This window comes from Luteimonas aquatica (assembly GCF_022662575.1).
Classification (GTDB): Bacteria; Pseudomonadota; Gammaproteobacteria; order Xanthomonadales; family Xanthomonadaceae; genus Luteimonas; species Luteimonas aquatica.
In genome coordinates this window covers 216,020-237,709 of sequence record NZ_JALBFU010000004.1, presented here as the reverse complement: position 1 = coordinate 237,709, position 21,690 = coordinate 216,020, and the positions used below count along the sequence as shown (strand labels likewise).

The 21,690-nt window shown below is 70.2% G+C and carries 19 protein-coding genes and 1 pseudogene; 10 read left to right on the top strand and 10 right to left on the bottom strand.

From position 1 onward, the window contains the following. The first annotated feature begins 39 nt into the window (after positions 1-39). From MD221_RS11515 to MD221_RS11495, 5 genes are all read left to right on the top strand, one after another. Positions 40-432 carry a putative signal transducing protein gene (locus MD221_RS11515; RefSeq protein WP_242111888.1) on the top strand — a complete coding sequence of 131 codons (393 nt, stop codon included), beginning with the start codon at positions 40-42 and terminating at the stop codon, positions 430-432. Positions 433-587: 155 nt separating this feature from the next. Next, entirely contained in the window at positions 588-2,243 is a 1,656-nt protein-coding gene (locus MD221_RS11510) for a hypothetical protein (RefSeq protein WP_242111886.1), read from the top strand. 112 nt (positions 2,244-2,355) lie between these two features. Then, entirely contained in the window at positions 2,356-2,874 is a 519-nt protein-coding gene (locus MD221_RS11505; RefSeq protein ID WP_242111883.1) for a hypothetical protein, read from the top strand. Between the two features lie 111 nt (positions 2,875-2,985). Then, positions 2,986-5,349, top strand: coding sequence for a Tex family protein (locus MD221_RS11500; protein WP_242111881.1), 2,364 nt, complete (start codon positions 2,986-2,988; stop codon positions 5,347-5,349). 249 nt (positions 5,350-5,598) lie between these two features. After that, on the top strand, positions 5,599-7,779 hold the full coding sequence (locus tag MD221_RS11495) for a DUF7948 domain-containing protein (RefSeq protein WP_242111879.1): 2,181 nt from the start codon (positions 5,599-5,601) through the stop codon (positions 7,777-7,779). A gap of 70 nt (positions 7,780-7,849) precedes the next feature. Here the strand turns inward: MD221_RS11495 and MD221_RS11490 are convergent, their stop codons facing one another. The 4 genes and pseudogenes from MD221_RS11490 to MD221_RS11475 form a co-directional block, all read right to left on the bottom strand. Next, positions 7,850-8,017: a hypothetical protein gene (locus tag MD221_RS11490; RefSeq protein WP_242111878.1), complete on the bottom strand. Its 168-nt coding sequence runs from the start codon at positions 8,015-8,017 to the stop codon at positions 7,850-7,852. After that, positions 8,014-8,675 (bottom strand): annotated as a pseudogene (locus MD221_RS11485) (nucleotidyltransferase domain-containing protein). Before MD221_RS11485 ends, MD221_RS11490 begins: the two are co-directional and overlap by 4 nt. Then, complete coding sequence (mnmG, locus tag MD221_RS11480; protein WP_242111877.1) at positions 8,672-10,579, bottom strand: tRNA uridine-5-carboxymethylaminomethyl(34) synthesis enzyme MnmG; 1,908 nt, start codon at positions 10,577-10,579, stop codon at positions 8,672-8,674. Before mnmG ends, MD221_RS11485 begins: the two are co-directional and overlap by 4 nt. A gap of 591 nt (positions 10,580-11,170) precedes the next feature. Continuing rightward, a complete protein-coding gene (locus MD221_RS11475; protein ID WP_242111876.1) occupies positions 11,171-11,851 on the bottom strand; it encodes a hypothetical protein in 681 nt (226 codons plus the stop codon). Positions 11,852-12,046: 195 nt separating this feature from the next. Here MD221_RS11475 and MD221_RS11470 point away from each other — a divergent pair, with 195 nt between their 5' ends. Next, a complete protein-coding gene (locus tag MD221_RS11470; protein WP_242111875.1) occupies positions 12,047-13,033 on the top strand; it encodes a pyridoxal-phosphate dependent enzyme in 987 nt (328 codons plus the stop codon). After that, entirely contained in the window at positions 13,030-13,653 is a 624-nt protein-coding gene (locus MD221_RS11465; protein ID WP_242111874.1) for a YdcF family protein, read from the top strand. Before MD221_RS11470 ends, MD221_RS11465 begins: the two co-directional genes overlap by 4 nt. On the opposite strand, the gene MD221_RS11460 is transcribed toward MD221_RS11465, so the two are convergent. The 6 genes from MD221_RS11460 to bioB all read right to left on the bottom strand — a co-directional run bounded on the left by MD221_RS11460 (position 13,650) and on the right by bioB (position 19,174). Beyond that, positions 13,650-14,249, bottom strand: a complete 600-nt coding sequence (locus MD221_RS11460; protein WP_242111873.1) for a hypothetical protein — start codon at positions 14,247-14,249, stop codon at positions 13,650-13,652. The two genes, MD221_RS11465 and MD221_RS11460, sit on opposite strands and share 4 nt — an antisense overlap. 94 nt (positions 14,250-14,343) lie before the next feature. After that, positions 14,344-15,246 (bottom strand): malonyl-ACP O-methyltransferase BioC, encoded by a 903-nt coding sequence (bioC, locus tag MD221_RS11455; protein WP_242111872.1) that lies wholly within the window; start codon positions 15,244-15,246, stop codon positions 14,344-14,346. Continuing rightward, positions 15,243-16,022, bottom strand: coding sequence for a pimeloyl-ACP methyl ester esterase BioH (gene bioH, locus MD221_RS11450; RefSeq protein WP_242111901.1), 780 nt, complete (start codon positions 16,020-16,022; stop codon positions 15,243-15,245). Before bioH ends, bioC begins: the two co-directional genes overlap by 4 nt. 297 nt (positions 16,023-16,319) lie before the next feature. Further along, entirely contained in the window at positions 16,320-16,727 is a 408-nt protein-coding gene (locus tag MD221_RS11445; protein WP_242111871.1) for an ACT domain-containing protein, read from the bottom strand. Continuing rightward, positions 16,711-17,979, bottom strand: coding sequence for an 8-amino-7-oxononanoate synthase (gene bioF / locus MD221_RS11440; protein ID WP_242111870.1), 1,269 nt, complete (start codon positions 17,977-17,979; stop codon positions 16,711-16,713). Before bioF ends, MD221_RS11445 begins: the two co-directional genes overlap by 17 nt. Before the next feature lie 124 nt (positions 17,980-18,103). Beyond that, positions 18,104-19,174, bottom strand: coding sequence for a biotin synthase BioB (gene bioB, locus MD221_RS11435; protein WP_242111868.1), 1,071 nt, complete (start codon positions 19,172-19,174; stop codon positions 18,104-18,106). An 89-nt stretch (positions 19,175-19,263) separates the two neighbouring features. On the opposite strand from bioB, the gene MD221_RS11430 reads away from it, so the two are divergent. The 3 genes from MD221_RS11430 (at position 19,264) to MD221_RS11420 (ending at position 21,637) form a co-directional block, all read left to right on the top strand. Then, positions 19,264-19,818, top strand: coding sequence for a MoaF-related domain-containing protein (locus MD221_RS11430; protein WP_242111867.1), 555 nt, complete (start codon positions 19,264-19,266; stop codon positions 19,816-19,818). 12 nt (positions 19,819-19,830) lie between these two features. Continuing rightward, a complete protein-coding gene (locus tag MD221_RS11425; RefSeq protein WP_242111865.1) occupies positions 19,831-20,778 on the top strand; it encodes an MBL fold metallo-hydrolase in 948 nt (315 codons plus the stop codon). A gap of 100 nt (positions 20,779-20,878) precedes the next feature. Further along, positions 20,879-21,637 carry a ComF family protein gene (locus tag MD221_RS11420; protein ID WP_242111864.1) on the top strand — a complete coding sequence of 253 codons (759 nt, stop codon included), beginning with the start codon at positions 20,879-20,881 and terminating at the stop codon, positions 21,635-21,637. The last annotated feature ends 53 nt before the right edge of the window (positions 21,638-21,690 follow it).

The window sequence follows — 21,690 nt, the reverse complement described above, 5'->3', positions numbered from 1 at the left end:
GTACTCTAGGCGGCGTTGATCCGGTGCCAGGCCGAGCGCATGTTCACCACCGTCGCCCATTACATCGACCCGATCGAGGCGCACCTGGCGCGCGGGCGGCTGTTGTCGGAAGGCATCCAGGCGCATCTGGACGACGAGCACCTGGCCTGCGCCAACTGGGAGTGGCGCCTGGCGGTGGGCGGCGTGAAGCTGCGCGTGCTCGACATCCACGCCGAGCGCGCCCGCGCCGTGCTGCGCGCCATGGACGCCGGAGAATATGCGCTGGGCGAGGACGCACCAGCCGGGGACGATGGCGCTGCGCCCGGACTTCGGCCACCCGACCGCGAAAGCTGGTCGAGCCGGCTCGCCTGGCTGGCATTGATGCTGTTCAGCTTGCCGCTGCCCTGGAAACGCCCGGTGATGCATGACAAACAGGTCGTGCGCGACCTGTAGCCGCTACGCCTAGGGATTACCCGGCGGGAATTCACTGTCGGGACGCTGAATGTCGCCAGGCCACCTAGGGTTTGCCAGGATTGGAGTCGCCGCCAGCGAGACCTACTGTCGTCATCGCTACGCCACTAGGGCCAGCGCAACTGAAGGAGCAGGTCATGGCCATCGACGCCACCCGGGCCACGCAGGTCGTTCACAACAATTTCGTCGATTTTGATACCGCCCGTCAAAACGATCAGAACAAGGCTGACGGGAAGATCAGCGAGGACGATCTCCGCACGGTGGCCGACAACGCCGACGGCCGCTTCTCGTCCGAGGAGGTGGAGGCTGCACGATTCCTGCTGGACAGCCGAGCGGCGCGCAGCGCGCTCGACGTGGGCGCCGGCCATGGAAGCGTCGATGGCACCATCGGCCGCGAGGACATCGACGCGGCGATGGATGCGATCTCCGGCGGCACGTTCGAACGGCAATTGCTGGACACCGCCAGCGGGCGCGGCGGCCGTGACGGCTTCGCCAGCGTCGAGGACATCGACGCCGCGCTCCGGGATCCCGGCGTTCCGCAGACGGTCAAGGACGCGCTGATGTTGATGCGCCAGGGATTCACCGGCGACGCCTCGGCCTTCAATGCCCTGGTGCAGGGCATGTCGGCCGAAGACTTCGCCAACGCGGCGCAGATTTACAATTCCGACGAATTCGGCCTGCTTCCCTGCGTGCCGGACCAGGCCCTGATCGCCGAGATCGTGCGCAACGCCAACGGCGACAGCGCCGTCTCCGCCGACCTGCTGCAGTTGTTGCGCGACCCCGCCTTCCAGAACATGGACGCCGCCGGCAAGAATGCCAAACTGGAGGAATTCGCGCTGCTGAATTCCCCGCAGTTCGATGCCCTTCCGCTTTCCGACCAGCGCCTGATCACCGAGGCGCTGGCCAATCGCGAGCCTGGCGACACCGACCTGCCGGGCTCCATTCGCTCGCTGATCGCCAGCGATGGCTTCCAGAAGCTCTCGCCGGACGCGCAGACCGCGACACTGAGCCAAGTGCGCAACTACCCCGACTCGCGCGCGATATCCAATCTCGAGCGGCTTGCGGCCCTGGACTGGTTTCAGAACATGTCGCTTGGCGACATGCAGCGATCACTGAAGACCATCGCCCACATGTCGGTCTACGACAATGGCGGGGACCGCACCACGCTCGACAATACGTTGGAAAAATTGCTGGACCCCAACCAAGGCTATTCGATGGAATGGACCGCGCAGGCACCCGGCGTCGGCGCGCATTCCAATCCGGGCACCAAACTGGTTTCGATGAACAGCGCCGACGTGCTCGCCAACAACGATCCCATCACGGCGGGCACCAGCGCGGAGTGGCAGGCGGTGAACGCGCTGTCGCATGAGATCAACCACGCCATCGACGACGTACACGTGGCCACCACCTACGAGTACCTAGACAAGGAGTATCAGGCCTACGTGACCGGCAACGAGGCGGAGAGCGGCCAGCCCATGACCCGCCAGGAAGCCGCAGCCACCTGGCGCGGCCTCCTCGATCCCAACGGGATTTACGCTTATGCCTCTTGGGGCATTTCGCGCGACAATGCCGGCAACGTGACCGGCGACGTCACTGGCGCCATGGAGGATCCGACCCAGGCCGCGCTGATCTGCGCCGAGCTTTCGCGTCTGACTGGCGTCAATGTCACCGTCGCCAACTACCAGCAGGTGCTCAGCGATCCCGGTTCTTGGAATCCGCCGGAGCAGCCCGGACAGCCATCGGGGCCGATCCCACCCGATGCGCGGCCTCAGGGAAATACCGACAACAGCTGAGCCAAGGCAAGCGGCGATGAAACCAAGCGTTCAACCCGGAAAACTCCGCGGTATCGCAGCGATTGTGATAGCGTCCACCACGACGATGGCCTGCGGCAAAGGACTCGCGGACATGACTCAGAACAGCGCACTGCACCAGAAGATCGTGGCCGAAGCCGGTCAGCGTTACCACTGGAATCCCTCCGACACGGTGGTTTCGACAGATACGCAACTGTCGACCGACGGCTGCACGATCTATCGCGCCAGCAATACCGCCTTGCCGGATGCCGGCGTGCTGACCTATGCGGCACTGCCGGAAGGACAGCTCGTCGGCAGCCAGGACGGGCGCGAAGCCAGCGCACAGATTCTGCGCGCCTGCGGCAGCGGCCAGGACGCCGAATGGTGGGCGCAAGTGGTCGCCCGCTTCATCGGCGAGACGAACGGGCGCGTGGTGACCGACGACGACAAGCTCTCGATCGGCCTGATCCAGGCCCGTGGCGGGAACTACGCCCCCCCCGCCCTTCACAAGGAAAGCGATGTCACGCGCCTGCGCTTTCACGTGATCCGCAGGATGACCGAGCCTGCATTGGTGGAGGCGCTGCTTCCCCCGCAAGGCCCGATCGAAGTGGACGTGCGCTCCATCAAGCGCTGATTCGGTCACGGCCAGCAGGCCGGTCGTGCATTTGTCAATGGCTTTCGTGCGCCGCGTCGCATTGCGACAATCGCCGGCTCGCGGCGATGGGCCGCACAGACGACGGATGCAATGCAGGACAACCATGCTGGCCAAGACGCCGCCGCGCTGACGCGCAAGATCGCGCTCGCCATCGCCGAGGAAATCGGCGCACGCGCCGAACAGGCCGCCGCCGCCATCGCGCTGCTGGACGAGGGCGCGTCGGTGCCCTTCATCGCCCGCTACCGCAAGGAAGTCACCGGCGGCCTCGACGACACGCAGCTGCGCACGCTGGAAACCCGCCTGACCTATCTGCGCGAACTGGAGGAGCGGCGCCGGGCGATCCTCTCCAGCATCCAGGAGCAGGGCAAGCTGACCGAGGCACTGCGCGGCGAGATCGAAGCGGCCGACAGCAAGGCGCGCCTGGAGGACCTGTACCTGCCGTACAAGCAGAAGCGCCGCACGCGCGCGCAGATCGCGCGCGAGGCCGGGCTCGAGCCGCTGGCCGACGGACTGCTCGCCGACCCGACCCAGGCGCCCGAGGCCCTGGCCGCCGGCTATGTCGATGCCGGGAAGGGCGTGGCCGACGCCAAGGCCGCGCTGGAAGGCGCGCGCGCGATCCTGATCGAACGCTGGGGCGAGGACGCCGCGCTGATCGGCGAGCTGCGCGGCTGGCTGGCCGAGGCCGGCCTGGTGCGCGCGCGCGTGGTCGAGGGCAAGCAGGCCGAGGGCGAGAAGTTCCGCGACTACTTCGACCATGCCGAACCGCTGGCCAGGATCCCCTCGCATCGCCTGCTCGCGCTGCTGCGCGGGCGCCGCGAGGAATTCCTGCAGGTCGATCTCGACCCGGGGGCCGACGCGGACGCCGGACACCTGCTCGCCGAGGGCCGCGTCGCCCGCCATGCCGGCATCGAGGACCGCGGCCGTGCCGCCGACGCGTGGCTGAAGACCGCCTGCCGCCTGGCGTGGAAGGCGCGGCTGCACCTGCACCTGAGCATCGATCTGTTCGCGCAGGCGCGCGAGAAGGCCGAGGCCGAAGCGATCGCCGTGTTCGGCGAGAACCTCAAGGACCTGCTGCTGGCCGCGCCCGCCGGCCCGAAGACCGTGCTCGGCCTGGATCCCGGCATCCGCACCGGCTGCAAGATCGCCGTGGTCGATGCCACCGGCAAGCTGCTGGCCACCGAGACCATCTATCCGCACGAACCCAGGCGGCAGTGGGACCAGTCGCTGCACACGCTCAAGGCGCTGTGCGCCAGGCACCAGGTGCAGCTGATCGCCATCGGCAACGGCACCGCCAGCCGCGAGACCGACAAGCTCGCCGGCGAACTCATCAAGGCCAGCCCCGAACTGAAGCTGCAGAAGATCGTGGTCAGCGAGGCCGGCGCGTCGGTATATTCGGCCTCCGAGCTGGCGGCCAGGGAATTTCCCGGCCTCGACGTCTCCCTGCGCGGCGCGGTGTCGATCGCGCGCCGCCTGCAGGATCCGCTGGCGGAGCTGGTCAAGATCGAGCCCAAGGCGATCGGCGTCGGCCAGTACCAGCACGACGTCGACCAGTACCGCCTGGCGCGCGCGCTCGATGCCAAGGTCGAGGACTGCGTGAACGCGGTGGGCGTGCACGTCAACACCGCCTCCGGCGCACTGCTGGCGCGCGTGTCCGGCCTGTCGGCGTCGGTGGCCGAAAATATCATTGTGCATCGCGACGCCAACGGCCCGTTCAAGTCGCGCAGGGACCTGCTCAAGGTGCCGCGCCTGGGCGAGAAGACCTTCGAGCAGTGCGCCGGCTTCCTGCGCATCGAGGGCGGCGAGCAGCCGCTGGACGCCTCCGCCGTGCATCCGGAAGCCTATCCGGTGGTCGAGCGCATCCTGGCCAGCAGCGGCCGCGAGGTGAAGCAGCTCATCGGCGACGCCCCCTTCGTGCGCAGCCTCAAGCCCGAACAGTTCACCGACGAACGCTTCGGCGTGCCCACCGTGCGCGACATCCTCAAGGAACTGGAGAAGCCCGGCCGCGATCCGCGCCCGGAATTCAAGGCCGCGCGCTTCGCCGAAGGCGTGGAGGACATCAAGGACCTGCGCGAGGGCATGGTCCTGGAAGGCGTGGTCAGCAATGTCGCCGCCTTCGGCGCCTTCGTCGACATCGGCGTGCACCAGGACGGCCTGATCCACATCTCCGCGCTGTCCGAGAAGTACGTGAAGGACCCGCGCGAGGTGGTGAAGGCGGGCGACATCGTCAAGGTGAAGGTGCTGGAGGTGGACGTGGCGCGCAAGCGCATCGCCCTCACCCGCCGCCTGGACGACGCGCCGGCGCCGCGCGAGGCACGCAATGCGCCGCGCGCGGGCGGCGACGGCCGCGGCCGCGATGCCCGTCCACGCCAGAGCGCGCCGCAGCCGCGTCCGGCGCAGCCGGCGTTCAACAGCGCGCTGGCCGACGCCTTCGCCAAGGCGCGCGGCGGTTCCTAGCCGCGCGAAATAGCGCCCGATGCGCCTCGCGCGCCCGGCACGCGCCGGGCGCGATCGTTTCCGTGCGCTGTCGCTTCGCGCGAATGCCCGAAACCGCGACGACCGCCGCAGCCATAATCGTTGCGTGGTCGCAGATTCGTCCGTGCTATTGGCGCCTTCATTTCCCCATAACGCGATGCGCGGTTCGGGGAGCTAGTCTCTCGTACATCCATATCCACGCAGGGGGCATCCTTCACACGAGAGTCCGTCATGAAACGCACCGCCTGTGTCCTGCTCGCCGCGCTGGGGCTGTTCGCCAGCCTCGCCTCTCCCGCATCGACGTCTCCCGACCGATCCAGGTCGGCCGAGGCCTTCGGCAAGCTGCCGCTGCATTTCGAGGCCAACACCGGCCAGAGCGATCCGCGCGTGCGCTACCTGGCCCGCGGCGCCGGCTACGCCCTGTTCTTCACCGACGACGAAGCGGTCTTCGGCCTTCCGGCCGCCACCAGCCGCGTACAAAAAGGACGGCCATCCGAATCGCGGCAACCGGCGTCGGCCGGATCCGAGGCCGTTCTCCGCGCGAGCCTGTTCGACGCCCGCACCGACCTTAGGGTGCGAGGCGAGCAGCGCCTGTCCGGCACCAGCCAATATTTCATCGGCAACGATCCCGCACAGTGGAGGACCGGCGTCGCCCAGTACGCCCGATTGCGTTACAGCGAGGTCTATCCCGGCGTGGACTTGGTGTTCTACGGCAACCAGCAGCAGCTCGAATACGATTTCGTCGTCGCGCCAGGCGCCGATCCCGCACGGATCCGCCTCGACTACCGCGGCGCCGAGGCGATCCACCTGGACGGCGAAGGCAACCTGGTGATCCGCACGGCGACCGGCGACCTGGTCCAGCGCCGTCCATCGATCTACCAGGACATCGGCGGCAGCCGCCGCGAGATCGCCGGCCGTTTCGTACTCAAGCCCAATCCCGGCAACCACCGCATCCCGCTCATCGGGTTCGAAGTCGCCTCATACGACACCGGGCAACCGCTCACCATCGATCCCGTCCTGCTCTACTCGAGCTATCTCGGCGGCAACGGCTACGACGCGGCCACGGACATCCGCGTCGACGGCGCTGGCAACATGTACCTGGCGGGGTATACGCAATCGACCGACTTTCCGCTCTGGCAGCCCCTTCAAGGCCAACGCCAAGGCGATCCCAGGAACCCCGATCTTTTCCTCACCAAGCTCAGCGCCGACGGCCAGACATTGCTCTACTCCACGTATCTTGGCGGAAGCGATTACGACATCCCGACGGGACTTTCCGTCGCCGCCGACGGCACCGTATCGATCGCCGGCTACACGGTGTCGAACGATTTTCCGACGGCGAACGCCATGCAACCGAACCGCGCCGGATCGTACGACGGGTTCGTGGCGCAGCTTCGCGCAGATGGACAACGGCTGCTGTTCTCCACCTACTTCGGAGGTCCTTCCCTCGATCGCATCGAAGCCCTGGCACAGGACGGCTACGGCAATATCCACGTCGCGGGATGGACATACGGGAACTTCCCCACGAAAAATGCGCTGCAGCCGAACCCGGGCGGAGGCGAGGACGGTTTTGTCGCGATGTTGACGCCGACTGGCCGAAACGTGGTGTATTCCACCTACTTTGGCGGCTCGGGTTTCGATCACGTCAACGATTTGGCGCTCGATTCCGGGGGCCGTGCTCACATCGTCGGCATTACGACGTCCGACGACCTTCCCGTCGCCAACCCCCGGCAACCCGAATTCGCCGGCGAGACGGACGCGTTCGTGGCCAAACTGCGGCATGACGGCAGCGCGCTGATCTACTCCACCTATTGGGGCGGCGCCACCGATCACGAGGAAGGCAGCGGCTATGCCAGCGAGTACGCAAACGCAATCGCCGTGGACGCCTACGGTCGCGCCTACGTCGCCGGCACCACCAATGCAACCGATTTCCCCGTGCGCAGCCCGCTGCAGGCGCAACTTACTTGCGACAACCAAGCCAGGTGCAGGGATGCGTTCATCGCGAAATTCGACGTCTCCGGCAAGAACGTGTTCTATTCGACCTACCTGGGCGGCGGCAACACCGACGAGGCCAATGCCGTCGCCGTCGATGCAGGCGGCAACGCCTATCTGGCCGGGACGACCAAGTCACCCGACTTCCCCACCGTCGGGGCGTTGCAGCCTTTGCATGTCGACGACGCCTTCGTCGCGAAGCTGAGCCCGTCCGGGGGACGCCTGCTCTTCTCCACGCCGCTTGGCGGCAGCGGTTCGGAGCTCGTCGGCGTCCGTTTGGCCTTGGACAGCGCCAGCAACATGTATGTCGCGGGAGCGACCAGCTCGGCGGACTTCCCGCTGGCAAGCCCCTTCCAGTCGACGCCGCCGAACGTGGGAGGCGTGCATGCCTTCGTGTCCAAGATCGGCGAACCAGCGCGCTGATCCCGAGACCGTGGTCTGTTGAAGCGTCCGCTGATCCCTGGCACGGCGAAAACCCTGCCAGGGATCGGTTTCAGTCGAGCAATACCTGGCGCAGGAAAGCATCCAGCTCTTCAGGACGGCCGGCGGCCCCATCCAGCATGGGCGAATCCGATTCCAGAACCTGAAGGGTTTCTTCGATGAACTCGCTGATCAGCCGAACACGCGGACCATCACCTGTTTCCGCGCTGCGCCGCTTCACGTCCAACAACCATCGATGGCCTTTCGCAATGTCCCGGACGGGAGCAACCGCTCCAGCAGCAATTCGAAGGCCATCGGCGGCGGTTCGGGAAAGCGTTGTATCCACAGACAGGCCAGCAACGGACGCAGCACGTACAGGTATTTCTTCGTGCGCACCTGCTCTCCGCGCAGATAGCCGCGAAAATTGCCCTTGGCCATGCTCAGATAGTGATGCCAGGCTCCCAGGGGCGAGTAGAAGCGTTCCGCAAGATGCTTCAATCCCTCCGCCCAAGCCTTCTCCTGGCGGTAAACGATCGGCGAGCGCAGCCATTCCCCAGCGTGGGATTGGCTTTCGACAGCAACCTCAGCGCCTTGCGCAAATCCCAGCCGCTGACATCCAGGTCGCCATCGATCGGCAGGTCGATGACATCGCGCTGCGGCTGGCCGGGCCCCGTCCTCTCGTTGACCGTGAGGTACCAGTCGGCACGGTGCGCATAGACGAAGCGCGCGTCGTAGCCGCTGTCGGGAGAAGAAAATCCCCATCCCCGGCTGCCCGATTCGCAGGCAAACAGCACACGCACCTCGCGCGTCCGCTCGATTTCGCGCAAGGCCGCCAGTACGGCCTCGCGTTTTTCGGCGGCGATGGGATGAACGAGATCGAAGCCGGCCGGAGCGCTCATGCCACGCGCGTGCGTCTGGCGCGGGTCAGGTGCACCAGCAGCAGCGACACCGCCGCCGGCGTCATCCCCGGGATGCGCTGCGCCTGGCCGACGGTCTGCGGGCGCACGCGTTCGAGCTTCTGCTGCGCCTCCGCCGACAGGCCGCGGACCCGCGCGTAGTCGAATTCCGCCGGGATCGCGGTGTCCTCGTGGCGCTGCTGGCGCGCGATCTCCTCGCGCTGGCGGGCCAGGTAGCCCGAATACTTGGCCTCGATCTCCACCTGCTCGGCGACCTCGGCGTCCACCGGCGCGGGCGGCGCGAACGCGCCCACGCGCGCCAGCCTGGCGTAGTCCAGCTCCGGACGGCGCAGCAGGTCGATGGCGCTGCTCTCGCGGCTGAGCTCGATGCCGAGCGTGGCCACCGCCTCGCGGCCGGCGGCATTGTTCGGCGCCGCCCACAGTCCGCGCAGGCGCTGCGTCTCGGCGGCGACGGCGTCGCGCTTGCGCGCGAAGGCCGTCCAGCGCGCCTCGTCGACCAGATCGAGTTCGCGCCCGATCTCGGTCAGGCGCAGATCGGCATTGTCCTCGCGCAGCTGCAGGCGGTACTCGGCGCGCGAGGTGAACATGCGATACGGCTCGTTGGTGCCGTGGGTGATCAGGTCGTCGATCAGCACGCCGATGTAGGCCTGGTCGCGGCGCGGCGACCAGGCGTCCTTCTCCTGCACCTGGCGCGCGGCGTTCAGGCCGGCGATCAGGCCCTGGGCGGCGGCCTCCTCGTAGCCGGTGGTGCCGTTGATCTGGCCGGCGAAGAACAGCCCGCGCACCGCCTTGGTCTCCAGCGAGGCCTTCAGCCCGCGCGGATCGAAGAAGTCGTACTCGATGGCGTAGCCGGCGCGGGTCAGGTGCGCATGCTCGAAGCCGCGGATCGAGCGCACCAGCTCGAGCTGCACGTCGAACGGCAGCGAGGTGGAGATGCCGTTGGGATAGATCTCCGTCACGTCCAGGCCTTCGGGCTCGACGAAGATCTGATGGCTGGCCTTCTCGGCGAAGCGCACCACCTTGTCCTCGATCGAGGGGCAGTAGCGCGGGCCGATGCCCTCGATCTGGCCGCTGTACAGCGGCGAGCGGTGCAGGGCCTCGCGGATGATGGCGTGGGTGCGCTCGGTGGTATGGGTGATCCAGCACGAGACCTGGCGCGGATGGTCGGCGGCCGAACCGAGGAAGGAGAACACCGGACGCGGATCGTCGCCGGGCTGCTCGGCCATCGCCGAATAGTCCAGGCTGCGGCCGTCGATGCGCGGCGGCGTGCCGGTCTTCAGGCGGTCGACCGCGAACGGGCGCTCGCGCAGGCGCGCGGCCAGCGTCGTGGCCGGCGGATCGCCGGCACGGCCGGCGGCGTACTGGGTCTCGCCGATATGGATCTTGCCGGCGAGGAAGGTGCCGGCGGTGAGCACCACGGCGGGCGCCTCGAAGCGCAGCCCGGTCTGGGTGACGACGCCGCGCACGAGGTCGCCTTCGCCCGTGCCGTTTTGAATCAGCAGGTCGTCGACCGCCGACTGGAAGATGGTGAGGTTGGGCTGCGACTCCACCGCGCGGCGGATGTAGGCGCGATACAGCGCGCGGTCGGCCTGGCAGCGCGTGGCGCGCACGGCCGGACCCTTGGAGGCGTTCAGGCGCCGCCACTGGATGCCGGCGGCATCGGCGGCGCGCGCCATGACGCCGCCGAGCGCGTCGATCTCCTTGACCAGATGCCCCTTGCCGATGCCGCCGATGGCCGGGTTGCAGCTCATCGCGCCGACCGTTTCGATGTTGTGGGTCAGCAGCAGGGTCCGGCTGCCGGCGCGCGCGGCCGCGAGCGCGGCTTCGGTGCCGGCGTGGCCGCCGCCGACCACGATGACGTCGTAGTGGTGGAAAGAGCTGTTCATGTTCGCAGGTCGCAACGGCGGGCCGGTCGGCCGCGGCGAAATTCTAGTCGCTTCGCGTCCGGCGGATGCGCCGGGGGCAGGGTTGGCACGCTTTCTGCATGCCTATCNTGACGTCGTAGTGGTGGAAAGAGCTGTTCATGTTCGCAGGTCGCAACGGCGGGCCGGTCGGCCGCGGCGAAATTCTAGTCGCTTCGCGTCCGGCGGATGCGCCGGGGGCAGGGTTGGCACGCTTTCTGCATGCCTATCAGGTGCACCCGGTGTGGCAAGCGCACAAGGGGGCGCTGGTCGGGAATGGAACAGGGCCGACCACGCGCACATCGGGGTAGCCACGGGGGCCGAATGTCGGGGGACATTCGGCCCCTTTTCTTTGCGCGCGGCCCGGTGGCAAGGGGTCGGCTACGCGCAAAACCCACGCAGGGGCCCTGGGCCCCCGGTCCGGGGAAGGTGCCGACGCCCGGCGAGGAGCGGAACAGGGGGGATCCGGATTACCCCGCCGGGAGTCGACATAGGTTGAACCGATTGCGTCCAAACCCGACGCTGTCGGTCACACATGCGTAGCTTGCGGCCATCCGGCCGGGGAAGCAAGCGCTATCAGCGCTCCAGTTCGCGACGATTGTCGCGGACTGGCATTCTGGGCGCCCTGGGCGGGGGCTGCGGGCGGGACATCGGCGGCGGGCGCGGGATCGCGCGCGGCGGCGAGCTCATCGGCGGCGGGCGGCTGATGTTGCCCGGAGACGGCGGACGGGCCGCCGGCGGGCGCTCCCCGCCCCGCCAGGGCGAGGGGCGCGAGATGATCGGGGACGGGCGCAGGGCGGGATTGCCCGGCCGCGCCGGGGTCCCCGGGGGCCGCATCCGCGGCGGCAGCTGACCCGAGGAGCTGGGCGGATAGCCGCGCATCGGCGGCTGGCCGCGCCGGGGCGGCAGCGGGGTGCTCATGATCGGCCCCGGACGCGAGGTCACCGGGGGCGGGTCCGGACGATGCGGCCGGTGCGGGCGATGCGGCCGGTAGGGGCGCCAGTAATAGGGCGGATAGCCGTAGTACGGGTAGCTGTAATTGCCGTAGTAGGAGGGGTAGCCGTATCCGTAGCCGCGCCCATAGTAGCCGTAGCCGATGCTGCCGTAGGGCACGCCGTAATAGTCGTCGTAGCCGTAGTACTCGACCGAAGGCCGGCCGTAGTAGTAGTCGCCGGCGCCGCTGCGATAGCCGTAGTCGGTGACACAGCCGCTGAGCGCGGCGGCGGCCACCAGTGCGAGTGCGAATCGGCGAAGCATGGTCCAGCCCCTGTGGATAACCGAGGCCAGCATCGTCTTCCTGCTTTGAATCCGTGCTTAATTGCGCCGGAAAAGCACCGCCCTGGAACGCGGTGTTGCGGACGGCGAGGGTTTCGCGCGGGCGCGGTTCATCCGCGCGCCCCGCGCCGCCCGATGCGCTGGACACGACGGCCGCGCGCGCCCCAAGCTGCGCCCATGCAAGCCAGCGACCTCGCCTACCCCCACCTGCTCGCGGCGGCCGCGCGCATCGCCGCCTTCGCGCACGTCACGCCGGTCCTGCGCAGCGCCTCGCTCGACGCCGTCGTCGGCGCCACCGTGCTGCTGAAGGCCGAGCACCTGCAGCGCGCCGGTGCGTTCAAGTTCCGCGGCGCCTGCAATGCGGTGTGGTCGCTGTCCGATGCGCAGGCCGCGCGCGGCGTGGTCACGCACTCCTCGGGCAACCACGGCGGCGCGCTGGCGCTGGCCGCGCGCACCCGCGGCATCGCCTGCCACGTGGTCGTGCCCGAGGGCGCGGTGCAGGCCAAGCTGGCGGCGATCCAGGCCTACGGCGCGATCCTGCACCGCTGCGCGCCGGGCATCGCCGCGCGCGAGGCCGCCTGCGCGCGGGTGCAGGCCGAGACGGGCGCCGAGCTGGTGCATCCCTATACCGATGCGCGGGTGATCGCCGGGCAGGGCACGGCCGCGCTGGAACTGCTGCAGGCCGCCGGGTCGGCGGACACGCTCGATGCGCTGGTGGTGCCGGTGGGCGGCGGCGGCCTCGCCTCGGGCACCGCGCTGGCGCTGGCCGCGGTCTCGCCGCGCACGCGCCTGTTCCTCGCCGAGCCGGCCGGCGCCGCCGACGCCGCGGCCTCGCTGCGCGCGGGCGAGCGGGTGACCGACTTCGTGCCCGACACCATTTGCGACGGTCTGCGCGGCACGCTCGGCGCGCCGAATTTCGCGCTGCTGTCGGCGACCGCGCGGGCGCCGGACGTGGAAGTGCTGGTCGTCGAGGACGCCGCTACCGTCGCGGCGATGCGCCTGCTCTGGCAACGCACCAAGCAGGTGGTGGAGCCCTCCTCGGCGATCGCGCTGGCGGCGATCCTGGCGCAGCGCGAGCGCTTCGCCGGCCAGCGCGTCGGCGTGATCCTCTCGGGCGGCAACGTCGATCTCGACGCCCTGCCCTGGCCGTCCGCCGCGGCATGAGGGCGCGGCGCGCGTTCGCCCGCCGCCTGTTCGGCGCGCTGTTCAGGCTGCTGGCGCTTGTCGCGCTGTGGCTGGCGGGCGTGGCCGCCTGGATTCTGTGGGTGGGCGAACGCGACCAGGCCGCCGACGCCGGCGTGCGCGCCGACGCCATCGTGGTGCTGGGCGCGGCCGCCTACGACGCCGTGCCCTCGCCTGTGCTGGCCTCGCGCATCGACCACGGCATCGCGCTGTACCGCGCCGGCAATGCCGGCACGCTGATCTTCACCGGCGGCTTCGGCACCGGCGCGCGCTTCTCCGAATCGCAGGTCTCGCGCCGCTACGCCATCAAGCACGGCGTGCCGGCGCAGGCCATCCTGATCGAGACCCGCTCGCGCACCACCTACGCCAACCTGGTGGAAGCGCGCGCCCTGCTGCGCGAGCGCGGCCTGGGCCGGGTCATCGTGGTCAGCGATCCGCTGCACATGGCGCGCGCCCTGCGCCTGTGCCGCGAACTGGGCATCGACGCGCTGGGCTCGCCCACGCCCAGCACCCGCTTTCGCAGTTTCCGCCCGCGCCTGCAGTTCCTGCTGCGCGAGGTGTACTTCTTCCACCGCGACCTGTTCTCGGAAACGAGAACCTAGCGCGGCCCCAGCTGCTGCAGGCCTTCGTTGAGCATCAGCCGCGTGGCGGCCGCGCGCTGCGCCAGCGGGACGTCCTTGAGCGCATCGAGCATCCAGCCGAAGGAGCGGCAGCGCGCGTCGCGGCTGGCGGCATCGGCGCCGCTGGCAGTCATGCCGAGCATGAAATCGTCGTGCAGCAGCATCGCGGTGACGCCGGCCTGCTTCAGCGTCTTGGTGGCGGCGGCGGCGTCGAAGGGCTGGCGCGGCGACTGCGCGCCGGCAGCGGCGATGTTCAGCAGCGCGGTGCCGAAGCGCTGGCGGCTGTCCGGCCCGAGCCGGTTGGCGGTGGCGGCCAGCGCCTCGAAGCTGCGGTCGGCATGCGGATCGAACAGCGCGCACAGCGTGGCGGCATCGCGCGGCGTTTGCGAGGCGCGGTGCGCGGCCTGGAACAGGTCGTCGATGGCGGCGTCGGGCGCGCGCATCAGTACGTCGCCGGCGCTGGCGAGGATCGCGGCCGGATCGATCTGCGAGAGGTCGACGACGTAGTCCTGCGCGAGCACCGGGGCCGGCGCCAGGCAGAGCGCGAGCAGCAGCGCGCGCGGACGGAGTGGACGCATGGGATGGGCCATTCGGGCGGAGCGGATCGGCATTGCGGCCAGTCTAGTGGCTGTCCCGCAACGCTCCCTGAGCGGGCCGGCCCCCGCGCGAGCCTCAGCGCCGCCGCACCGGGATCGAGGCCGCCGGCACCGAGACCACGTCGAAACCGCCCTCGCGGATCGGCGCGCCCGGCTGCGGCGCCCAGGCCTGGGCGTAGATCACCTCCCAGGTGGCGGGCAGGCGGCCGTCGCCGCCGCGCATCGGCTCGTAGGCCGCCGCCGCGCGGGCGAAACGCGACTTGCCGGTGAGCGTGTGGCGGCGCGCGGTCAGCGCATTGGTGGCGCCGATGGCGCGCAGCTCGCGCATCAGCGCCGGCAGGTCGTCGTAGCCGCTGGTGAACACGTCGCGGTCGAGCACCGGGTTGCGGAAGCCGGCATGCATCAGCGCGTCGCCGAACTCGGCGATGCCGGCGAACGGGCTGACGTGCGGCGCCGCGTCGGCGAGCGCGAAGGCTTCGCGCAATTCGCCCAGCGTCTCCGGGCCGAAGGTGGAGCACAGCAGCAGTCCGTCCGGCTTGAGCACGCGGCGGAAGCCGGCGAACGCGGCAGGCAGATCCTCGACCCATTGCAGGCACAGGTTGCAGAACAGCACGTCGACGCTGTTCTCGGCCAGCGGCAGGGCGCGCGCGTCGGCGTTGATGCGGTCGATGGGCTTGTGCAACGGATTCAGGACGGACAGGTTCCAGCCGCCGCCGGTACGCGCCTGGCGCAGCATCGGCAACGCCAGGTCCAGGGCCAGCACGCGCGCGCGCGGCCAGCGCTTGCGCATGTGCGCAGCCGCGCGTCCCGGGCCGCAGCCCAGATCGACCACGACGTCGGGCACGCGGTCGTCCAGGTAGTCGAGCGATTCCAGCAGGCGCCGCTCGACCTCGTGCTGCAGGGTCGCCGCCGCATCGTAGCCGGCCGAGGCGCGCGAGAACGCGCGCCGCACGTGGCGGGGATCGAAAACCTCGCTCACGACGCCTCCGGCGACGGTGCGCCATCCAGGAAATCCCCGATCAGCGCGGCGACCTCGTCGGCATGGGTCAGGAATGGCGCATGCCCGCCATGCTCGACCTGCGCGAAGCGCGCGTCCGGCGCCAGCGCCGCGGCCTCGCGCATCGCCCGCGGATCGACCAGGCGGTCGCGGCGGCCCGCGATCCACAGGCTGGGCTGCGCCAGCCGCGGCAGCGCGTCGCGCAGGTCGGCGGTCTCCAGCAATTCCAGCCCGTCGGCGAGCACGTGCGCGGCGGGCTCGCCGCGCGCGAACAGTTCCTCGCGCAGCGCGCGCAGCTCGCCCCTGGCGTCGGTGGAGCCATAGGCCTCCAGCGCGATGAAGCGCTCCAGCGTGCCGCGATAGTCGCCGCGCAGCCCGCTGGCGAAATCCCGGAAGATCTCCGGCGACATGCCGTAACGCCAATCCGCACCGCGCACGAAGCGCGGGCTCGCGCACAGCATCAGCAGCGCCGGGACCGACGCGGCACGGGTGGCGGCGGCGTGCAGCGCCACCAGTCCGCCCAGCGACCAGCCGCACCAGGGCGCGGCGGGCACGCGCTCCAGGATCGCGGCGGCGCAGTCTTCCGGCGTCAGCGGCACCGCGCTGTCGCGGCTGCGGCCGTGCCCGGGGAGATCGACCAGATACAGGGTGCGCCGCTCGCGCAGGCGCGCCGCCAGCGGCGCGAACACGCCGCCGTGCATGGCCCAGCCGTGCAGCAGCACCAGCGGCGGGCCCTCGCCGAGGGTCTCGATGTACAGGTCGGAGGTCATGTCCGAGGCATTGTCCGGAATTTCATGGGGTGCGTTCTTGCCGTTGTATTCCTGGGGGCGCGTTCTTCCGTGTTTCCGGCTGCCGTGTTTCTGTGGGCCATGGCTGCCGTTCTTCTCTGCGCCGCATCTTCACTCCGTCATTCCTGCTAAAGCGGACATCCGCAAACGTTGGGGGTCGAAAAGCAAAGGCACTGGATTCCTGCTTGCGCAGGAATGACGGGGCAGATGACGGGGTGGCGGGACCGCCCGCAATGAAACGACGGCTCTGGCGCGGGCGCGCGCGCTTCATCGATCGCCCGCCTTTCCGGCCAGCGCGGAGAGCACCGCCACCGCCTCGTCGCGGCGTTCGGCCGGCACCAGCAGATGGTCGTGATGGAATGCGGCCAGGACGTTGCAGGCGATGCCGCGCGCGGCCAGCGCCGTCGCCACCGCCGCGGTCAGGCCGACGGCCTGCAGCGCCGAATGCACGCCCAGAGTCAGCCAGGCGGCGCGGAAATCGTAAGCCAGCCCCCGCGCGTCGGCCGCCTCGCGCGCCAGCACGTAGGTCGTGCCTTCGTCCTCGCGCAGCCAGGCCTGGGCCGAGGCGGCCAGCGCCGCATCGTCCCCGGTCCGCGTGACGAACACGTATTCGCCCTCGCGCACCCGCACCTGCAGCCCGGCCAGCAGGCGGGCGAGATCAGTTTCGGCTGCCATCGTCTTCCGGAAGCCGGGCGATGCCGCGATGCGCCGCTTGGATCGAGGATGCCGCGACGCGCGTGCCCGTCTCCTCCCACGCACGCGCGAGCGCTTCCGCCAGCCCTTCGATGTCCGCGGTGGTATGCAGCGCCGACAAGGCGATGCGCAGGCGCGCCCGGCCTTCCGGCACCGTGGGCGGACGGATCGCCGCCACCCAATAGCCGCGCGCCTCCAGCGCCTGCGCCATCGCCACGGCGCGCGCGTCGCTGCCGCACAGCAACGGCTGGATCGGCGTGTCCGAGGCCAGCAGTTCCAATCCGTGCAGCGCGGCGAGACGGCGCAGCTGCGCGATGCCGGCCTGCAATCTGTCCCGCCGCCAATGCTCGCTGCGCGCCAGCCGGACCGCCGCCAGCGTCGCCGCCGCCTGCGCGGGCGGCAGCGCGGTGGTGTAGATGTGCGGCCGCGCGGTCTCGGCCAGGTGCCCGATCACGTCCTCGGCGCCGAGCACCGCCGCGCCGTAGCCGCCCAGCGCCTTGCCGAGCGTGGCCAGCTGCAGGACGTCGCCGCCGCGCAGTTCGGCCGCGGCGACGCTGCCGCGGCCTTCGGGTCCGAGCACGCCGACGCCGTGCGCGTCGTCCACGTACAGCAGCGCGTGCTGCGCGCGCGCCACCAACGCCAGCTCGCGCAGCGGCGCCAGGTCGCCGTCCATGCTGAAGACGCCGTCGGTGGCCAGCATCGCCGCGCCGTCGGGCAGGGTGCGCAGCTGGCGCAGCGCGCCTTCGGCATCGGCATGCGGATAGCGGCGCAGGCGGCAGCCGCTCAGGCGCGCGGCGTCGATCAGGCTGGCGTGGTTGAGGCGGTCCTGCACGCAGGCGTCCTCCTCTTCCAGCAGCGATTGCAGCACGGCGAGATTGGCGAGGAAGCCGCCGCCGAACAGCAGCGCGCGCGGCGCGCCCAGCCATTCGGCCAGCTCGCGCTCCAGCGCCTGGTGTGGCCCGTGATGCCCGCAGACCACGTCCGAGGCGGTGCTGCCGGCACCGAAGCGCGAAGCCGCCTCCTGCAGCGCGTTCACCACCGCGAAGTGCTGCGACAGGCCGAGATAGTCGTTGCTGCAGAAATTGGCCAGCCAGCGCGGCTGGCCGTCCGGGTCCAGCACCTCGCAGCGGATGCCGTCGCGCCGCGTCACCGTGCGCCGCGCGCGCAGGCGGCCGGCGGCGACGCGTTGCGCGCGCGCCTGGGCGATACGGATGTGCAGGTCGGGCCGCGGCATGGGTCGGGGTCGGGCGGTCGGAAAGCGTCAGTGTGTCATCGCCCCGGTGACGGGGAATCGTTCGCGATCGGAAGCGGTCCGGCGGGATGCCCGGCTCGGGCCGCCTCGCGACGGCCCGGCAGGCTCAGGCCGCGCAGGGCCGCGCCGCCGGCTCGACGATCTCGGCATGCACCGTGCCGGCGTGGTCGTGCCCGTCCGCGTCCACCGCGACCTGCATCGGCCGCAGGCCCAGGCGCGCGAACAGCGCCTGGTCGCGCTCGGTGTCGGGATTGCCGGTGGTCAGCAGCTTCTCGCCGTAGAAGATCGAGTTGGCGCCGGCGGCGAAGCACAGCGCCTGCAGCTCGTCGCTCATCGCCTCGCGTCCGGCCGACAGCCGCACCATCGAGCGCGGCATCAGGATGCGGGCCACCGCGATCGTGCGCACGAACTCGAACGGATCCAGCTCGGTCGTGCCGTGCAACGGCGTGCCCTCCACCTGCACCAGGCGGTTGATCGGCACCGAATCCGGGTGCGCCGGCAGCGTCGCCAGCGTCTGCAGCAGCCCGGCGCGCTGGCGGCGCGATTCGCCCATGCCGACGATGCCGCCGCAGCAGGTCTTCATGCCGGCGTCGCGCACGTGGGCGAGCGTGTCGAGGCGGTCCTGCATCTCGCGGGTGTGGATGATCGATCCGTAGTACTCCGGATCGGTATCGATGTTGTGGTTGTAGTAGTCCAGGCCGGCGGCCTTCAGCGCGCCGGCCTGCGTCTGGCTGAGCATGCCGAGCGTGGCGCAGGTCTCCAGGCCCAGCGCCTTCACCTCGCGGATCATCGCCGCGACCTTCGGAATGTCGCGGTCCTTGGGCGAGCGCCAGGCCGCGCCCATGCAGAAGCGCGAAGCGCCCGCAGCCTTGGCCTGGCGCGCCTTCTCCAGCACCGCCTCGGTGCTCATCAGCTTCTGCGCCTCGACCCCGGTGTGGTAGCGCTGCGCCTGCGGACAGTAGGCGCAATCCTCGGGACAGCCGCCGGTCTTCACCGACAGCAGCGTGCTCACCTGCACTTCGGCCGGATCGAAATGCTGCCGGTGCACGGCAGCCGCGCGGTACAGCAGTTCGGTGAAGGGCAGATCGAACAGCGCCTCGACTTCGCCGCGTCCCCAGTCGTGGCGCAAGGGGGCGGGGAGCGGGGCGAGGGCGCTGGCGTCTTGGAGAGCTGGCATGGCGGGCCGGATGAGGACGAAACCGGCAGTCTGGGAAGCGGGCCGGATGCTGTCAACTTGACGGGAGCCGTCCGGGTTGACGAAAGCGCATGGGATCTCCGTCCGGCCCGGAACCGGTGTTCGCCACCGATTCGCTCGGTTCAGGCAACAAACATGCGCCTGTTTTGCGGTTTTTCGTGCCGTTTCTTGCGCCTATCGTGCAGGTCCGCCTTCCTTCGAGACCTGCCGTGGTCCGTCCGATCGGTTCCTTCTCGCGCCGTCTTCCCGCTCTGGCCGCTTTGGCGCTCGCGGCCCTGCTGCCCGGCGTCGTTGCCGCCGCCGACATCGCGCCTGCGGCCTTCGAGGCCGTCGGCCATACCTACGCCGTCGATTTCGGCGGCGGCAACGCCTTCGACATCCGCTTCGACTCCGATCGCGAGATGACCTTCACCAAGCGCCAGCCGCCCGGCCAGGGCCAGGTGGAAACCGTCCGCTTCCGGCACCGGCGGCTGCGCGAAGGCCTCTACCTCGTCTACTGGCAGGAAGCCGACCGCACCAGCGTCGTGCACGTGGAGGATTTCGCACGCGGCACGATCTACACCAACATCACCCGACCGGACGGAAGCTTCTTCAACGGCCAGTCGCCCCTCACCAAGATCCAATAACGAGGATTCGCCATGCACACTTTCCGCTCCGCGCCGCTGGCGGGCGCGCTCGTCCTGGCCCTGGGACTGGCCGCCTGCGCCGAGAACCCCGCGCCTCCGGCGGCGCCGGTCGCCACCGCACCGGCGACCGCCGCAACCGCCGAACCCGCCGCCGCGCCGCTGACGACCGAGGTCTACAACCCGGGTGCGGACGGCATCTTCCAGGTCAGCTCGACCCTGGTCGCCGGCGCGCGCGATGCGGTGCTGATCGACGCGCAGTTCTCCGTCGCCGACGGGCGCAAGCTGGTCGAGCGGATCCGCGCTTCCGGCAAGCGCCTGACCACGATCTACATCAGCCACGGCGATCCGGACTTCTATTTCGGCCTGGAGCCGCTGGTCGAGGCCTTCCCCGAGGCCAAGGTGCTGGCCACGCCGCAGACCATCGCCCACATCCGCGAAACCTCGGCCGGCAAGCTGCGGTTCTGGGGGCCCAAGCTCGGCGCCGGCGCGCCGACGCGCATCGTCGTGCCCGAACCGCTGCAAGGCGACCGGATCGCACTGGAAGGCAACGCGCTGCAGATCCTCGGCCTCGACGGCCCGACGCCCGATCGCAGCGTCGTCTGGATCCCCTCGATCCGGGCCGTCGTCGGCGGCATCCCGGTCGTCGCCGGCGAGCACGTCTGGATGGCCGACACGCAGACGCCCAAGTCGCACGCCGACTGGCTGGCCACGCTCGACCGCATCGCCGCGCTCAAGCCGGAGACGGTGGTGCCCGGGCATTTCGCGCCGGGCGCCGCGCAGGGCCTCGAGGCGGTGAGCTTCACCGCCGGCTACATCCGCGCCTTCGACGAGGAAGCGGCCAAGGCGAAGAACGCCGCCGAGCTGATCGCCGCGATGCAACGCCGCTACCCCGGGCTCGGCGGCGAGGCCTCGCTGGAACTCGGCGCCAAGGTCGCCAAGGGCGAGATGGCCTGGCCGTAAGGCCGATGCGTGCCCGCCGCGCGCGGACGCGGGCTTTTCCTAGCGTCCGCGCGGCGTTTCCCCGACTGCCGGAGCGCATGCGCTGCGGCAATCTGGCCGCATGCCTCCCCTGTTCGCGGACATCGCGCAGCGCCTTCCGCCTCCCGCCGGGCACACAGGCCTGCTGCAGCATCTCTGGCCCGCGCGCTGCCTGCTCTGCCGCGAACCGGCGGACGGCGCGCACGATCTGTGCGCGGCCTGCGCCGCCGTCCTGCCTTGGAATCGCCACGCCTGTCCGCGCTGCGCCGTACCGCTGCCGCCGGCGGACGATCCGACGGCGCCCGCTTCCGCGTGCGGCCGGTGCCTGCGGCATCCGCCGCCGCTGCAGTCCGCGCGCGCCGCCTGCCGTTACGGCTTTCCGCTCGACCGCCTGTTGCCGCGCTTCAAGTTCCACGGCGATCTCGCCGCCGGACGCCTGCTCGCGCAACTGATGGCCGCCGCCTGTGGCGAGTACGAACGGCCGGAGGCGATGATCGCCATCCCGTTGCATCACGCACGCCTGCGCAGTCGCGGCTACGACCAGGCCTGGGAGCTGGCGCGGCCGCTGGCGCGCGCGCTGGATCTGCCGCTGCTGCGCCACGCGCTGATCCGCCGCCGCGACACCGCGCCGCAATCGCGGCTCGATGCGGGACAGCGCCGCGGCAACCTGCGGCGCGCCTTCGCCGTCAACGCCGGCGCCGCGCTGCCGGCGCATGTCGCGCTGATCGACGACGTGATGACCACCGGCGCCACCCTGCACGCCGCGGCGCGCGCATTGCATCGCGCCGGCGCGATGCGCGTGGATGCCTGGGTGTGCGCGCGGGTGCCGGCGCCCGGCTGAGCAGGCCCGTTTTCGTGCAATCCCGCCGCGCGCATCGCAGGCGATACGCGCGG

Bases quoted from the DNA above. Each gene is read 5' to 3' on its own strand.
- MD221_RS11515 (WP_242111888.1), top strand. From the start codon at position 40: ATGTTCACCACCGTCGCCCATTACATCGACCCGATCGAGGCGCACCTG.
- MD221_RS11510 (WP_242111886.1), top strand. From the start codon at position 588: ATGGCCATCGACGCCACCCGGGCCACGCAGGTCGTTCACAACAATTTC.
- MD221_RS11505 (WP_242111883.1), top strand. From the start codon at position 2,356: ATGACTCAGAACAGCGCACTGCACCAGAAGATCGTGGCCGAAGCCGGT.
- MD221_RS11500 (WP_242111881.1), top strand. From the start codon at position 2,986: ATGCAGGACAACCATGCTGGCCAAGACGCCGCCGCGCTGACGCGCAAG.
- MD221_RS11495 (WP_242111879.1), top strand. From the start codon at position 5,599: ATGAAACGCACCGCCTGTGTCCTGCTCGCCGCGCTGGGGCTGTTCGCC.
- mnmG (WP_242111877.1), bottom strand. From the start codon at position 10,579: ATGAACAGCTCTTTCCACCACTACGACGTCATCGTGGTCGGCGGCGGC.
- MD221_RS11475 (WP_242111876.1), bottom strand. From the start codon at position 11,851: ATGCTTCGCCGATTCGCACTCGCACTGGTGGCCGCCGCCGCGCTCAGC.
- MD221_RS11470 (WP_242111875.1), top strand. From the start codon at position 12,047: ATGCAAGCCAGCGACCTCGCCTACCCCCACCTGCTCGCGGCGGCCGCG.
- MD221_RS11465 (WP_242111874.1), top strand. From the start codon at position 13,030: ATGAGGGCGCGGCGCGCGTTCGCCCGCCGCCTGTTCGGCGCGCTGTTC.
- MD221_RS11460 (WP_242111873.1), bottom strand. From the start codon at position 14,249: ATGCGTCCACTCCGTCCGCGCGCGCTGCTGCTCGCGCTCTGCCTGGCG.
- MD221_RS11445 (WP_242111871.1), bottom strand. From the start codon at position 16,727: ATGGCAGCCGAAACTGATCTCGCCCGCCTGCTGGCCGGGCTGCAGGTG.
- bioF (WP_242111870.1), bottom strand. From the start codon at position 17,979: ATGCCGCGGCCCGACCTGCACATCCGTATCGCCCAGGCGCGCGCGCAA.
- bioB (WP_242111868.1), bottom strand. From the start codon at position 19,174: ATGCCAGCTCTCCAAGACGCCAGCGCCCTCGCCCCGCTCCCCGCCCCC.
- MD221_RS11430 (WP_242111867.1), top strand. From the start codon at position 19,264: ATGGGATCTCCGTCCGGCCCGGAACCGGTGTTCGCCACCGATTCGCTC.
- MD221_RS11425 (WP_242111865.1), top strand. From the start codon at position 19,831: ATGCACACTTTCCGCTCCGCGCCGCTGGCGGGCGCGCTCGTCCTGGCC.
- MD221_RS11420 (WP_242111864.1), top strand. From the start codon at position 20,879: ATGCCTCCCCTGTTCGCGGACATCGCGCAGCGCCTTCCGCCTCCCGCC.